Genomic DNA, 14,540 nt, shown 5'->3' with positions numbered 1-14,540 from the left:
GCGGTTATACCTCGTCTGCTGCTGCGTGGCCTCTTGCGGGAGTCGTTGTAAGGGCTTGCGCGGGAAAGTTGAAGGAAAATCACAAGTGCTCGGGCCGGCGGGTCAGCCGCCGGCGGTCCGTTCGTCCGTGGTCAGACCGGTATTTCCTCAGCGACGAGGCGATCCTCGCGGCGGGCGCTGGCGGCAAGCCCTGCCGCGACGCCGGTGCGGTCCTCGGCACTGCGGTTCTGGCTCATCTTGCGCTTGCCGTCGAGACGCTCGATCGGCAGCCTGAGGCCGATGATGCCGCGAAGCTGCGCCTTGACGAAGGCGGCGGGCGCGTCGCTGACCTGCCAGGGCTCGGCTCGTCCGGCCTCATGCCGGTTGGTCAGCCGCGTGACGATGTCGAGCAGCCGGTCCTCGTCGGTGAAGAATTCGGCCGCGCCATAGGCGTGCACGGCGACATAGTTCCAGGTCGGCACGACCTTGCCGTGTTCGCGCTTGGAGGCATACCAGGAGGGCGTGACATAGGCGTCCGGCCCCATGAAGGTCGCCATAGCCGCGCCGATGACCGGTGTCGTTCCTTGCGGGTTGGCGCGGGCGACGTGGCCGTAGAGCGTGCCGTTCGGCCCCTCGTTGCGATCAAGCAGCAGCGGCAGCGGGCTCGCAAGCAGCCCATCGGCCGTGGCGGTGACGAGGGTCGAAAGCGAAGCCGCCTCGATGATGTCGTGCAACACGCTCAGCGTTTCTTCCTTGAAGGCAGGCGGTGTGTACATGATCTCGCTCCTTGTGCTCGTCCCGTCATAGAGGCAAACTGGACGGCCAAGAATATCCAGTTTCCGTATAAATACGTGGGCCAGTTTGTGACGATGAAAGAAGAGGCGACGGTCGGGACCGCCCGGCGGATCTATGAGGCGCTGAAGGCACAGGTCCTTGACGGCACCTATGGCGCCGAGGCGCTGCTGCCGTCGACGCGGGCGCTCGCCGCCGAGCTTGGCGTTTCGCGCACGACGGTGACGGCCGCCTATGAGCAGCTTCTGTCCGAGGGGTATCTGGAAAGCCGGCAGGGCGCGCGCTCGCGGGTTGCGTTGCTTGCGGCCTGGCAGGGTCCCGGCTCGGTGGCCGCGCCCGGGCGCCCAGCGAGCCAGAAGCATCGGGACAAGGGTGCGGCGGCGGTTCGCCTGTCACGCCTGGGGGCTGCCCTTTGCGACGGGCCGATCTGGATGCCGCCGGTTTCTGCTCGGCTGATTGCCGACTTTCGTTACGGCGACCTGTCGGCCGCGGATTTTCCGGAGGAGGCGTGGCGGCAGTCGGTCAACGCGGCGCTCCGCCGGCGAAGGCCGCGGCTTGCCTATGATCACCCCGCCGGTTCGTCTGCCCTGCGCATGGCCCTGCAGGCCTATCTCTGGCGCGCGCGGGGGCTCAGTTGCGATCCGGATCAGATCGTCGTCGTCAACGGCTCGCAGCAGGGGCTGGACCTTGCGGCGCGCGTGCTCGTCGATGCTGGCGACCGGGTGGCGATGGAGGATCCGGGCTATGTGATGGCGCGCCGGGTCTTTGCCGCCGCCGGCGCCGCGGTGGTTCCCCTCGCGGTCGACGCGGAAGGGCTGAGGACCGACATCCTCGAACAATTGGAGGATGCCAGGCTCGCCTATGTCACGCCCTCGCATCAGTTCCCGCTCGGCAGCGTGCTTTCGGCCCGGCGGCGGCAGGAGCTTCTGGCCTGGTCCAGGCGAACCGGGGCCTATGTGCTCGAAGATGATTACGACGGCGAATATCGATACGACATCCGGCCGATCCCGCCGCTCCAGACCATGGGACAGGCGGAAAACGTGCTTTATCTCGGCACGATTTCCAAGAGCCTGTCGCCGATGCTCCGGCTCGGCTATCTCGTCGTGCCGCCGCCGCTTGTCCCGGCCTTTGCCGCCGCCAAACAACTGATCGACCGCCATTCGCCAAGCCTCGAGCAGGAAGCACTGGCGGCGATGATTGCAAGCGGCGCCTATGAGCGCCACATCCGCCGCAGCCGGCGCAACAATGGCCGCCGGCGGGAGGCCCTGCTGACGGCGCTCAAGGCGGAGCTCGGCGACGCGGTGACCATATCCGGCGCCGATGCCGGCCTGCATGTGGTCGTCTGGTTCGAGCAGTTGGAAAAGGCGCAGGAAGACGCGCTGATCGCGCGAGCGCGGGCGGCTGGCGTCGGCCTCTATCCGGTTTCGCCCCTCTATGCGGCAGGTGATGCCGGCCACCGGCCGGACCGGGCCGGCATCGTCATGGGCTATGCGAGCCTCGAGGCGGCCGAGATCGGCAAGGGCGTGGCAGCACTTGCGCAGGTGTTGCGGTCCTGGGGCGACGAGAAGGCGGAGGCGAAGCCGTCTTAGGTCGGGAGCGGGCGGAGCGGAGCCCGTGCGCGGCTGGGCATCCCGGCGGCACGTTACGGTTAGCCGCTTGCGCCCGGCCAACGTCCCTTCATAGTGGCGGCCATTCCGCGTTTGCCCAGGCGACCTCCATGAGATCTCTTCGCATCCATCCCCACCTGCACGACGTTTTCGGTGAAGAGCAACCACTCGCCTATCTCGCCGCCATACTCCTGTTCGGAGCCGGCGTTGCCGTCGTCTTTGCGCTGTCTACGGGGTCGATGCTTGCCGATCTTGCCTGGTGGCGGGCGGCGCTGGCGCTTGTTCTCGTGCTCGACATCGCCGCCGGCTGCGTCGCCAATTTCACGCCGTCGACCAATGATTTCTACGCAGCCCGGCCGCGCAACCGCTGGATATTCATCGCCATCCATTTCCACATCGTCCTCGTCGCGCTGCTTCTTGGCAGCGGGATCGCGGCCGCGGTTGTCGTCTTGGCCTATACGATCGCAGCGGCCGCGCTCGTCAACCGGCTGGCGGGGCGGGAGGCGCAGACCTTCGTCGGCGGGCTGCTCACTGCGATTGGCCTTGCCGGCCTGCCGCTTCTGCCCGGTCTGACGCCGGCGATGATGGCGGTCTCAGGCCTCTTCATGCTCAAGGTGCTCTTCAGCTTCGCCGTCGACCATTACCGCACGGTCCCGCCCCAAGATGGGCAGGTGTCCAAAAATGGGGGACACGGCTGACGTCCTTGCCTTGCATGGCGGTCTTTACTAGCCTCCGGAAAGCAGGCTCAGGGGAGAGACTCGATGGCAGTTTCAGCGGCGGACGAGGCATTGCGCATTCCGACATTCGACGACGTGCAGATGGCCCGAAACCGGATCGCCGGGATCGCGCACCGAACGCCGGTCCTGACCTCGCGCACGGCCGATGCCGCCACCGGCGCCCGGCTGTTCTTCAAGGCGGAAAACTTCCAGCGCGGCGGCGCCTTCAAGTTCCGCGGCGCCTATAACGCCATCGCCGCGCTCAGGGAAAAGGGATCGAGGCAGGGCGTCGTCGCCTTTTCCTCCGGCAATCATGCCCAGGCGATCGCCTATGCCGCGCGCCTGCAGGGCGTCGCAGCGACGATCGTCATGCCCGCCGATGCGCCCGACATGAAGGTGGCGGCAACGCGCGGCTATGGCGCCGACGTCGTGTTCTACGACCGCTACAAGGAAGACCGCTCGGCCATCAGCGCCCGGTTGGCGGCCGAGCGCGGCGCTGTGCTGATCCCTCCCTTCGACCATGCGGACGTGATCGCGGGCCAGGGGACGGCAATTCTTGAGCTGATCGAGGAGGTGGGTGAGCTCGACCTGATCGTCACGCCGCTCGGCGGCGGCGGGCTGCTTGGCGGCACCGCGCTCGCCGCCAGGGAGCGCTCGCCCGGCGCGACCATCGTCGGCGTCGAGCCCGAGGCCGGCAATGACGGCCAGCAGTCGCTGCGCCAGGGCCGGATCGTCGAAATCGCCATCCCGAAGTCGATCGCCGACGGCGCGCTCACCCCCAGCATCGGCGCCCACAATTTTCCGATCATCCAGCGCGCGGTCGCCGACATCGTCACGGTGAGCGACGCACAGCTGGTCGAAACCATGCGTTTCTTCGGCGAGCGCATGAAGATCGTGGTCGAGCCGACCGGCTGCCTTGCGGCGGCCGCCGTGCTCGAGGGGGTGCTTGCCTGCGCCGGCAAGCGCGTCGGCATCGTCCTGAGCGGCGGCAATGTCGATCTGGCGACCTACGGCGCGCTGCTGCAGGCGACGTGAACTTTACCCGGACCGCCGTCCTGGTGCCCGCCATTTCGTCGAAGCCTTGCAGACCGGGCGCATGGCTCTCGACGTTCATCGAACAGATCAGGCGGCTTGAAGAAGGGGACATCACATGACAGACGCACCTTGGCACGCCGATCCACTCACCTGGGGCACCGGTCCGCACCTCTTCGAGGTCTTTCTGGAACCGACGGATCCTTACTCGGCCAAGGCATTCGGCAAGCTCGATGCCCTTCTCGCCCGCGCCGGCGCGGACAGGATCACCATCAAGATCCGGCTGCAGTCGCAGCCCTGGCACATGTATTCCGGCGTCGTCGTTCGCTGTATTCTTGCGGCCTCGACGCTGGCGGGCGGCAAGGAGACCGCAAAGACCGTCATCGCGGCCGTCGCTGCGCATCGGGAGGAGTTCGAGTTCACCCACCACGCCGGCGGGCCCAACATGGACGTGACCCCCAACACGATCATCGAGCGACTGGAAGGTTATAGCGGCGTGCAACTGAAGGCGGCCTTTGCGATCCCCGATCTCGATCGGGAGATCAAATGGCATTGCCGGTACGCCCGCCAGAACGGCATCCACGTCTCCCCGACCTTCATGATCGACGGGATCGTGCGGCCGGACGTGAGCAGCGGCGATGATGTTTCGGCCTGGGCGGCGAAGTTGCTCGCCTGACGAAGGTTGCAAGGGACGCTTCCGGCGGGCAGCGGCCGGGCCCCCGTTGCGGGCATTTTCCCGGGGCTCGACCGGGCCGTTGGCGACGCCCGTCTTTCCAGTTGCCTTAACCGGCAAAAGTGGCACACTGAGCCTCGCGCGACGGCGCCAAGCGTCTGAATGACAGGGCGGAGGCCACTGTAATATTTTGTTTTTCTAAAGGATTTCTCTCCGGCCGATTTCCGTCGGAAAACACATGTTGGAAAAAGCCAGAGGAATACAGCGGGCTTTTTGAGCGCCTTTTCGGACGCCGCGTTGCCAAAAATCTAAGCGCTGCCACCGCTCCGGATGGGCGCGGTGCATACACAACTGGAGGGTATCGTGACGCTTGCAATCAATGACCTCGCACCGGACTTCGAGGTCGGGACAACCGACGGCACGATCCGGTTTCACGACTGGATCGGCGACTCCTGGGCGGTGCTGTTTTCGCACCCGAAGGACTTTACGCCCGTCTGCACCACCGAGCTCGGCTACATGGCGCGCATCAAGCCGGAATTCGACCGGCGCGGCGTCAAGATCATCGGCCTTTCGGTCGATCCGCTCGACCGCCATGCCGGCTGGGCCGCCGATATCGAGGAGACACAGGGCCATGCGCCGAACTTCCCGATGATCGCCGATGTCGACTACACCGTCTCGAAGCTCTACGGCATGCTGCCGGCGCCGGTTTCCGGCGATCCGACCAAGCGTACGCCCGCTGACAACCAGACGGTGCGCAACGTCTTCGTCGTCGGCCCGGACAAGAAGATCAAGCTGATCCTCATCTATCCGATGACGACAGGCCGCAACTTCGACGAGGTGCTGCGTGTCATCGACTCGCTGCAGCTGACGGCCAAGCACAAGGTGGCAACGCCGGTGAACTGGCAGCAGGGCGACGACGTGATCATCGCCGGCTCCGTCACGGATGAGGATGCCCGCAAGGTCTATCCGGAGGGCTGGCGCGCGCCGAAGCCCTATATCCGCATCGTGCCGCAGCCGAAGGGCTGAGGCGGGGCTGACATTTCGCCAGGGCGCGGAAGCGCCCGCGTACGGGTTCGTCCTTCGTTGCTGGTGGTGAGGGTTTATCCGCATTCCGTGACGAGGGGGCTGCCCCTCATCTCGCGGTGAGGGAGCTGACCCTCACCCGCCTGCCGGCGCCTTCTCCCCGCATGCGGGGAGAAGGGACGTTGGCGTGCTTTCCGCGGTTCCTTTTCCCCGCCTCTGGGGGGCGGCGGAGAGGCCGTTTAGCTTCCATTCCCACGACCCATGGTTGCCGGAGCGGCGAACCCCGCGCCGGAAGCCTGCTTCCTCTGCGACAGAATCCCTCCTTTATCTGAGCACGCCCGCGCCTATAGTGCCGCTGTTTGCGGCCGCCGCCGGAGCGCGCCGCACGCTGACTGGATGACCCGCCTCATGACCGCAGCAAGCCGCCCCGACCTGACAGACATTCACCGCGGCGACTGGGTGGATCGCCGGTTGCCGCGGGCGGTGCGGCCCTATACCCGTCTTGCGCGGCTCGACAGGCCGGTCGGTATCTGGCTGACGCTCTTTCCCTGTTGGGCGGCGCTTTTCCAGGCGGCGCATGGCCTTCCCGAGATTCGGGATATTCTGGTGTTCACGCTCGGCGCATTTCTGATGCGCAGTGCCGGCTCCACCATCAATGACATGGCCGACCGCAATTTCGACGGGCATGTCGAGCGCACGCGGTTTCGTCCGCTTGCAAATGGTGAGATCGGCATGTCCCGGGCCGTTGTCTTCCTGATTGCGCAACTTGCGCTCGCCGCTTCGCTCCTTGTCTTCCTGAGCCCCGCGACCCGTGTGCTTGCGGTGTGCGTCGTGCCGCTCGTGTTCCTCTACCCCTTCTGCAAGAGGTTCACCCATTGGCCGCAAGCGGTCTTGGGCGCTGCCTTCAACTGGGGCATGCTGATGGCCTGGTCGCAGGTTGCCGGACATGTTCCGGCGGGCGCTGTGCTGATGTGGGCCGGCGCCGTTGCGTGGCAGATCGGCTATGATACGGCCTACGCCTATGTCGATGTGCGAGACGACACGCGTCTCGGTCTCAAGTCGACGGCGATCCTGTTCGGCTCTCGCGGCAAGGCCTGTATCGCCCTGTTCTACGGCCTGACGCTGGCCGCCTGGTCTGTTGGCGGCTGGATGCTCGGCATGTCGAGCCTGTATGCCATCGGCATGGTGGTGATCGCGGCCCATCTCGCGTGGCAGGCCCGGCGTTTCGACCTCGATCGCCCCGAAATCAGCTATCGACTGTTTCTGGCGAATATCCTGACCGGCGGGCTGCTGGCTGCCGCCGCTCTCGCCGGAAGTTTTTGAGGGACGCCGAACGTCCGGCCTGCCGCCTGGAATACGGCCGACAGGCGGGCGACGCATTGACGCCCGGCGCGAGCGCTCCATGTCATATCCAGATGTCATATCCAGGCGTTCAGCGCAGTCAAACGGGCAGGGGCAGGCCATGCAAAGGTTCTTCGTCAGCGTCGCCAAGGAATTCGAGGCCGATAGCGCCGAGGAGGCGGCCCTTTTGATGTACCAGTATCTGACCCGCGAGCCGGCGCCGCTTTCCTACGCCGTCACCGACGAGGCGAAGAACATTACCAGGCTGACGCTCGAGCGCGACAAGGCGGACGAATTCGCGAGCGTCGACCACACGGCAGATCCGGGCAACTGGTAACGTCCGCTGGCAGCGATGCCTGTGGGTGGAAGCCATCAAAGCGACAAGTTTGGTTGCAAATCCTCCGGAGTTCGCGTAAAGACTGCGCCCGTTGGGCGCGGGTATCGCCGCGCTTCGGGAGGAAACCTGCTTGTTCATTGCACATCTGCCGGCCGGGTATCTGCTGTGCCGCCCGTTTGCGCGCCGCAGCCCGTCGCAGGCCCGCGCCATCTTCGGTGTCGGGCTTGTCTGTTCCGTCCTGCCGGATTTCGATCTCGCCTATTTCTACCTGATCGACCAGCGCCGCACGCCGCATCACGACTACTGGGTGCACACGCCGATCTTCTGGCTGGTGCTGGCGGCGACGGTTGCGCTTGTTCTCATCGCCACCGGGCGGCGCAAACAGCTCGTCCTTGTCGGTGTCGGGCTTTCGAGCGTGCTCCTGCATCTGGTGATGGATTCTGTCGCGGCTGATATCCGCTGGTTCTTTCCCTTTGTGGATCTCAGGGTGAACCTTGTGCATGTGCAGGCGGTCTACAAACCCTGGTACCTGAACTTCCTCTTGCACTGGACCTTTGCGCTCGAAGTTTTGATCTGGCTGCTGGCCGGCCATTTCGCTTTGCACGATTTGAGAGCGCGGCGCACGATCGGGACCGAGGCCGCATGAGAGCAAAAGCAGGGCAATTCTAGGGGGCGCGAAAAGAATCGCTTAAGAAATTTATCATACGAATAGCTACAATTCGCATGTATCCCTTTTCGATTTGTTAGCTATAGGTCCCGCCCTCATGACTGGCCTGCCGTTTCTTTTTTCGTCCGATGCCAAAGCCATGCTCGATGCGATCAACCGGTCGCAGGCGATCATCGAATTCGATCTTTCCGGCACGATCCTGACCGCCAACGAGAATTTCTGCCGCGCGATGGGTTACGATCTCCACGAGATTGTCGGCCGGCATCACCGCATGTTCGTGCAGCCGGAGGAGGCGGCGTCCGCTGCCTATACCGATTTCTGGGCACGCCTTGCCCGCGGCGAATATGACAGCCAGCAGTACCGGCGCATCGGCAAGGGCGGGCGGGAGATCTGGATCGAGGCCTCCTACAATCCGGTGTTTCGCGGCCGCAAGCCCTACAAGGTGGTGAAGTTCGCGACGGACATCACCGCGTCGAAGGCAAAGAGCACCGACGATCAGGGCAAGATCGACGCCCTGTCGCGGGCCCAGGCGATCATCGAATTCACGCCTTCGGGCGAGATCATCACCGCCAACGAAAACTTCCTTTCGGCCATGGGCTACGCGCTTCCCGAGATCGTCGGCCGGCACCATTCCATGTTCTGCGAGCCGGACGATGTCCATTCGCCCGCCTATGCCGGCTTCTGGCGCGATCTTGCGGCCGGGCGCTTCGTCACCGACCAGTTCAAGCGTATCGGCAAGGGTGGCAAGACGGTCTTCATCCAGGCGTCCTACAATCCGATCCTCGACGATGCCGGTCGCGTGTCGAAGGTGGTGAAATTCGCCGTCGACGTTTCCGACCGCGTGCTTGCGGTCCAGGAGATCGGCGCCGGGCTCGGCCGCCTAGCCGAGTGCAACATCCGCATGACGCTGGACGAGCCCTTCGTCGGCGAGCTCGAAATCCTTCGGCGCGACTTCAACACCTCGATCGGCATGTTCCAGGAAACGCTGTCGGCCGTGCTCAGCCAGACCCGCGACCTCAACAGCAACAGCCACGAGATGAAGGATGCCGCCGAGCATCTTGCCGACCGCACGCGCCAGCAGGCGGCAGCCCTGGAGCAGACCTCGGCGGCGCTGGAACAGGCGACGGCGACGGTGCGCACCTCGACCGAGAATACCCAGCAGACCCGCGCACTGGTGCAGAATGCGCGGCAATCGGCGCACAGCTCTTCCGGCGTCGTGCGCGATGCGGTGACGGCGATGCAACGCATCAAGGCGGCCTCCGAGGAGATCAGCCAGATCATCGGCGTGATCGACGAGATCGCTTTCCAGACCAACCTTTTGGCGCTCAACGCCGGGGTCGAGGCGGCGCGCGCCGGCGATGCCGGCAAGGGCTTTGCGGTCGTTGCCTCGGAGGTGCGCGAGCTCGCCCAGCGCTCGGCCAAGGCCGCCAAGGAGATCAAGGCGCTGATCCAGAATTCGGTCGCCGAAGTCGCCGAAGGCGTGCGCCTCGTCGGCGATACCGGCAGCGCGCTGAAGGAAATCGAGGACTTCGTCGCGGCGATCGACACGCGGATCGCAGCGATCGCGACGGCTGCGACCGAGCAGACGGCGGGCCTCGGCGAAATCAACGCTGCGGTCAACGACATCGACGTCATGACGCAGAAGAATGCGGGCATGGTGGAGCGCACCGCCGACGTCAGCGTCCGGCTGGCCGAAGGCGCGCAGCGGCTGACGGAACTGGTCAACCGCTTCCAGCTCAACCGCCGTGCCGAGCGGCGCGAGGCGGGCACGGCAGCGGCAACGGGCGGCATGGGTGACCGTCGCCGCGCGACCGACGCGCGGGCCGCCTGAGGGAATAAAGCGGGACGTGCGGGGCGATCATGCCCTGCCGTTCGCGGGCGGGCGGGCCGGGGGTGCGGCCCGCCTCATCCCCTCCAAGGCAACCTTCGTGCGTTGGAGAGCCCTACCGCAGCAACGAAATTGTGACCGCACTGTCTCCGAGGTCTCCCGTGGCATTGGCGCGTGATAGACGATCGGCAGACGTGTTCGTGCAACGTGTGGTATCGCTGATACGTTGACGAAGCCCACGGTTCTATGCATCCTGCCGGCCAACGAACGAAGATGCCGGATACGGCACGGGAAGAGCAGGGCCAAAGGCCCAAGGCATTGATAAGCTTCGCATTCGCAAACGGCGCCCGTGCGTCTCGCCAGGTCGCCATGGCATTCTGAAGAGCTGCAGGGGCTCGCGATCAAGGGAAACCTGCAGAGTTGCGACGCGTTTCAGCGTCGCTTGAGCACGACATACGCATTCACGACGTCATTCGCATCGATTGCTCGAGGTCGGAGGGGATTGTGAAGGAAAAGTCGAGGTTTCTGCCAGCGGTGCTGGCTGCCATGCTGGCCGCATCCGTGGCGCTGCCTGCCACTGCCGCCGATCTGGTGATCGCCATGCCGAACTGGCCGTCGGGCCAGGCGACGGCCAATATCCTGAAAGTGGGCATCGCCAAGAAATTCGGGCTCGATGCCGAGGTCAAGGAGCTCGGCACGCTCAATGCCTTCGTCGGTTTCGAGGCGGGCACGGTCGACATTCAGCCTGAGGTCTGGCGACCGAACTTCGAAGACGTCGTGCGCAAATACGTGACCGAAAAGGGGGTCGGCCAGCTGACCGAACGCAGCGTGCCGGCCTGGCAGGGCCTTTGCGCCACGCCGGAAGCGGCCAAGACGATCAAGTCGGCCGCCGATCTCAGCGACCCCGAAAAGACCAAGGTCCTCGACACCGACGGCGACGGCAAGGGCGAGATGTGGATCGGCGCCGCCACCTGGCTTTCGACCGGCATCGAGCGGGCGCGGGCGGCCGGCTACGGCTACGACAAGACGCTGACGCTGTTCGAGGCGGAAGAGGAGGTGGCGATGGCTGCCGTCGATGCGGCCGTCGCGACCGAGAGGCCGATGGTGTTCTACTGCTACGCGCCGCATCACGTGTTCGAGCTGCACCCGATCGCACGGCTCGAAGAGCCGCCGCACGATGCCGCCAAGTGGAAGATCTTGCCGCCGAGCGACCCGCTCTGGGTGTCGAAATCCAGCGCCTCGACCGCCTGGCAAGCGGCACATTTCCAGATTGCCTATGCCACTGCCTTCGGCAAGAAACACCCCGATGTCGCGAAGTTCCTGGAGAAGGTGGATTTCTCGCCGGAGGAAGTGACGAAGATGAGCTACGCGCTGGAGGTCGAGCGGCAGGCGCCGGCCGACTACGCGAAGAAATGGGCCGAAGACAATGCGGCGCGCATCGACGGGTGGGCCAAGCCATGAGCGGACGTTCTGACGACAATCGCCTTGCCGGCACGGACCGGCCCCTGTGGACGCGGCGCAGGCTCGGTGTCGCGGTGCTTGCCGCCGCCCTTACGCTCGGGCCGCTCGCCGCCTGGGCGCAGACCCAGATCTACGACGCCCGCACCAAGAAATGGGTGAACTACGACAAGAAGAAAGCGCGGCAGTATTTCGCCCGCAACAATCAGCTGCCAGAGGCGTTCCGCCGCCAGGTGGTGACCTTCCGAACGGCGGAACAGCCGGGCACGATCATCATCGACGGCAACCAGCACTTCCTCTACCTGGTGCAACCCGGCGGCCAGGCGATCCGCTACGGCATCGGCGTCGGGCGGGAGGGCTTCGGCTGGGCCGGCATCGTGCGCGTCGGGCGCACGGCCGAATGGCCGACCTGGACGCCGCCGGCCGAGATGGTGGCGCGCGACCCGAATGCGGCGAAATGGGCGGCCGGCATGCCCGGCGGGCCGGACAATCCGCTCGGCGCCCGCGCGCTCTATCTCTACGAGGGCGACCAGGACACGATCTACCGCATCCACGGCACGGTGGAGCCCTGGACGATCGGGCTCGACGTTTCCTCCGGCTGCATCCGCATGAACAATGACGACGTCATCGACCTGCATTCGCGCATCGAGATCGGCGCCAAGGTGATCGTGCTGATGCAGGGGGCAGCGCTCTACAAGGGCGTTTGAGGCAGTATAGGCAAGACGGGTCGCTTGAGAGCGGCGCGTCGGCGCAGGCACCTTGCGGGCGCCAGGAAAGAACCGATCGGCCGCCGGGGACACGGGTGGTCGATCGCGCGAAGAAACAGGGACAGAAGATGCGAAGGGGAGGATACGTGGTGAGCGAGGGGATATTGCGTATGAAAGGCCTTGTTCTGGCGCTGGCGGCCACGGCCGCGATCAGCGGTTGCCAGTCCGCGCCCAAGCCCGAGGATATGGCGCGCACCAGCCTGCAGACGGCGCCGGCTGATCTGCAGCTTCTGTGTGCCCATGCGGCCGCCGGTGCTGCCCAGGTCGACAGCGCCAAGGTCTTGCCGACCAGTTCGCGGGCGCTCGATGCCGCCTCCTACAGCGTCGACCTCGACGCCGCCGGCCGCAAGTTCACCTGCATCGTCGACACCGCCGGCAGCGTGAAGTCGGTCACGCCGGTCTAGCAGACAACCCGGCCGCGGCCATGCTGCCGGCCGTCAATCACCAATATTGAACAGCGTCGAAGGATCGGCAACGACGGGCGCTGCGTAGAAGGTCAGGCGCGCCGCGTCCATCAGCAGCAGCGGCTGGTCCATCTCGACCGCAAGGCTGGTGATCCAGTCCTGGAAGTCGCGCACGCGGTCGGCGTAATCGGCCGAAACATCGTGTGCCTCGGACGGGTCGACGCCAAGATCGAAGAGTTCGACCTTTTGCGGCAGCGTCGCCTTCCAGACGAGCTTCCAGTTGTCCCGGCGCACGGCGCCGCCCATGGGGTCGACGTTGTAGACAACCTCGGTGCGCGGCGTCGGCTTGCCCTCGCTCAAAGAGGGCCAGAGGTTGATGCCGTCGAGCGGCTGGTTCTTGTCGAGCGTCGCGCCGACGATCGCTGCCAGCGTCGGATACATGTCGACCACATGGACCATGCCTGCGACCTTGCCGGGCTTGATCTTCTTCGGCCAGTTGGCAAGCGCGACCACGCGGGTGCCGCCCTCGTAGAGCGTGCCCTTGCCGTCGCGATAGGGGCCGTTGTCGGCCGGGAGTTCGCCGCTCACCTTGCTGTCGCCGGCAAAGAGCGAACTCGTCACACCGCCATTGTCGCTGTGAAAGACGATCATCGTGTTGTCGCGCATGCCGCGCTTTTCGAGCGACGCCAGCAGCTTGCCGATACCGTCGTCGAGCACGGAGATCATCGCCGCATAGGCACGGCGGTTCTTGTCGGCGATGTGCTTGTAGCGCTCGAGATAGTCATCGGGCGCCTGGAAGGGCGTGTGCGGCGCCGTGAAGGCGAGATAGAGGAAGAGTGGGCTTGCGGGATCGTGGCTTTCGACCACCCGGGCTGCCTCGTCGCCGATCAGCGTGTTGTCGAAGCCGGTCTCCTCGAGCGGCCTGTTGCCACGGTACCAGTCCTTCACCCCATGGGAGGCGTGCTTGAAGTGGTCGATCTCGCCGACCAGCGCGCCATAGAAGGTGTCGAAGCCGCGCTGCTTGGGCCAATATTCCGGCTTGGCATGGCCGAGATGCCACTTGCCGACCAGCGCGGTTCTGTACCCGGCATCCTTCATGACCTGGGAAAGCAGGTATTCGTCGAGCGCCAGACCGTAGGTACCGGGCGAGGGGATCACGCCCGTCTGCAGGCCATAGCGCAGCGGGTAGCGGCCGGTGAGGAAGGCTGCGCGCGTCGGCGTGCACATCGGCTGGGTGTAGAACTGGTCGAAGGTTACGCCGGTCGCCGCCAGCCTGTCGAGATTGGGTGTGCTGATGTCCGAGCCGCGGAAGCCGACACCGCCCCAGCCGAGATCGTCAGCGATGATGTAGACGATGTTCGGCGCCGTCGCGCCGGCTGCTTGCGCCGCATTCGGGGCAAGAGCCGCAAGGCTCGCCGGCAGCCCGGCGGCAACGGCGATCGCCGCACTGCTCATGAGAATGTCGCGCCGGGTCAGGCCGGCTTCCGGATCCGCCTCAGCCGTCTTGCCGCCGCATGCGTTTGCACGGGCGTTGTTCGCTTGCAGTTCAGACATGCGCACCCCCTGGAAATGCGACCCGACCGGACAGCGGATCTTCTATTCGATTTTTCTAATATCTGCACCTTCCGGTAGCGCCGTCAATTAACATTGTCGTGGTGGCAAAGGGGGGAAATGGCGCGTCGTTGACGGCCTATCGACGGCTGTATCGTTGAGCTGTCGCGGCACTGTCAACGATAATTTTCATGGAATTAAGCTTTGTGCAGTGCAAATAAATAATGCTGCAGTGCAAATATTATTCGGGCGAATTGCGTTGTTTGGTCAGTATATTTTCCAGGACTTCTTCCAAGTTTGGAAAATATGTGCTCTCATAGGTTTAGTTGGAAGGAGGACATGCCATGCTCTCGTTCTTCGAGCAC

14 protein-coding genes are annotated in these 14,540 nt (G+C 64.9%); 12 read left to right on the top strand and 2 right to left on the bottom strand.

Translation table 11 applies throughout. The features are described from left to right. Positions 1 to 131 precede the first annotated feature (131 nt). Entirely contained in the window at positions 132 to 755 is a 624-nt protein-coding gene (locus FA04_RS10120) for an FMN-binding negative transcriptional regulator (protein ID WP_034792971.1), read from the bottom strand. A 93-nt stretch (positions 756 to 848) separates the two neighbouring features. Here FA04_RS10120 and pdxR point away from each other — a divergent pair, with 93 nt between their 5' ends. The 12 genes from pdxR to FA04_RS10060 all read left to right on the top strand — a co-directional run bounded on the left by pdxR (position 849) and on the right by FA04_RS10060 (position 12,624). Continuing rightward, a complete protein-coding gene (gene pdxR / locus FA04_RS10115) occupies positions 849 to 2,360 on the top strand; it encodes a MocR-like pyridoxine biosynthesis transcription factor PdxR (RefSeq protein WP_051659291.1) in 1,512 nt (503 codons plus the stop codon). A 128-nt stretch (positions 2,361 to 2,488) separates the two neighbouring features. Beyond that, positions 2,489 to 3,076: a hypothetical protein gene (locus FA04_RS10110; RefSeq protein ID WP_051659262.1), complete on the top strand. Its 588-nt coding sequence runs from the start codon at positions 2,489 to 2,491 to the stop codon at positions 3,074 to 3,076. Positions 3,077 to 3,139: 63 nt separating this feature from the next. After that, positions 3,140 to 4,129, top strand: a complete 990-nt coding sequence (locus tag FA04_RS10105) for a threo-3-hydroxy-L-aspartate ammonia-lyase (RefSeq protein WP_034792973.1) — start codon at positions 3,140 to 3,142, stop codon at positions 4,127 to 4,129. A gap of 115 nt (positions 4,130 to 4,244) precedes the next feature. Beyond that, the gene (locus tag FA04_RS10100) at positions 4,245 to 4,802 is read left to right on the top strand and encodes a DsbA family protein (RefSeq protein WP_034792975.1); all 558 of its coding nucleotides are present in this window, start codon (positions 4,245 to 4,247) and stop codon (positions 4,800 to 4,802) included. 360 nt (positions 4,803 to 5,162) lie between these two features. After that, entirely contained in the window at positions 5,163 to 5,825 is a 663-nt protein-coding gene (locus FA04_RS10095) for a peroxiredoxin (RefSeq protein ID WP_034793680.1), read from the top strand. A 405-nt stretch (positions 5,826 to 6,230) separates the two neighbouring features. Continuing rightward, a complete protein-coding gene (gene ubiA, locus FA04_RS10090) occupies positions 6,231 to 7,145 on the top strand; it encodes a 4-hydroxybenzoate octaprenyltransferase (protein ID WP_034793682.1) in 915 nt (304 codons plus the stop codon). Positions 7,146 to 7,284: 139 nt separating this feature from the next. Beyond that, positions 7,285 to 7,500 (top strand): hypothetical protein, encoded by a 216-nt coding sequence (locus tag FA04_RS10085; protein ID WP_034792977.1) that lies wholly within the window; start codon positions 7,285 to 7,287, stop codon positions 7,498 to 7,500. Positions 7,501 to 7,630: 130 nt separating this feature from the next. Beyond that, the gene (locus FA04_RS10080; protein ID WP_034793683.1) at positions 7,631 to 8,146 is read left to right on the top strand and encodes a metal-dependent hydrolase; all 516 of its coding nucleotides are present in this window, start codon (positions 7,631 to 7,633) and stop codon (positions 8,144 to 8,146) included. Positions 8,147 to 8,264: 118 nt separating this feature from the next. Next, positions 8,265 to 9,998, top strand: coding sequence for a methyl-accepting chemotaxis protein (locus FA04_RS10075; protein ID WP_034792979.1), 1,734 nt, complete (start codon positions 8,265 to 8,267; stop codon positions 9,996 to 9,998). A gap of 543 nt (positions 9,999 to 10,541) precedes the next feature. Further along, positions 10,542 to 11,456 (top strand): ABC transporter substrate-binding protein, encoded by a 915-nt coding sequence (locus tag FA04_RS10070; protein ID WP_034793684.1) that lies wholly within the window; start codon positions 10,542 to 10,544, stop codon positions 11,454 to 11,456. Further along, positions 11,453 to 12,160, top strand: a complete 708-nt coding sequence (locus FA04_RS10065; protein ID WP_051659263.1) for a L,D-transpeptidase — start codon at positions 11,453 to 11,455, stop codon at positions 12,158 to 12,160. The genes FA04_RS10070 and FA04_RS10065 overlap by 4 nt, the downstream gene beginning before the upstream one ends. Before the next feature lie 170 nt (positions 12,161 to 12,330). Then, entirely contained in the window at positions 12,331 to 12,624 is a 294-nt protein-coding gene (locus FA04_RS10060; protein ID WP_226020593.1) for a hypothetical protein, read from the top strand. A gap of 33 nt (positions 12,625 to 12,657) precedes the next feature. Here FA04_RS10060 and FA04_RS10055 read toward each other — a convergent pair whose 3' ends face one another. Next, entirely contained in the window at positions 12,658 to 14,178 is a 1,521-nt protein-coding gene (locus tag FA04_RS10055; RefSeq protein WP_082936528.1) for an arylsulfatase B, read from the bottom strand. Positions 14,179 to 14,540 lie beyond the last annotated feature (362 nt).

Source organism: Ensifer adhaerens (assembly GCF_000697965.2).
Taxonomy (GTDB): domain Bacteria; phylum Pseudomonadota; class Alphaproteobacteria; order Rhizobiales; family Rhizobiaceae; genus Ensifer; species Ensifer adhaerens.
The sequence above is the reverse complement of the archived record's forward strand: the minus strand, read 5'-3'. Positions and strand labels throughout refer to the sequence as shown.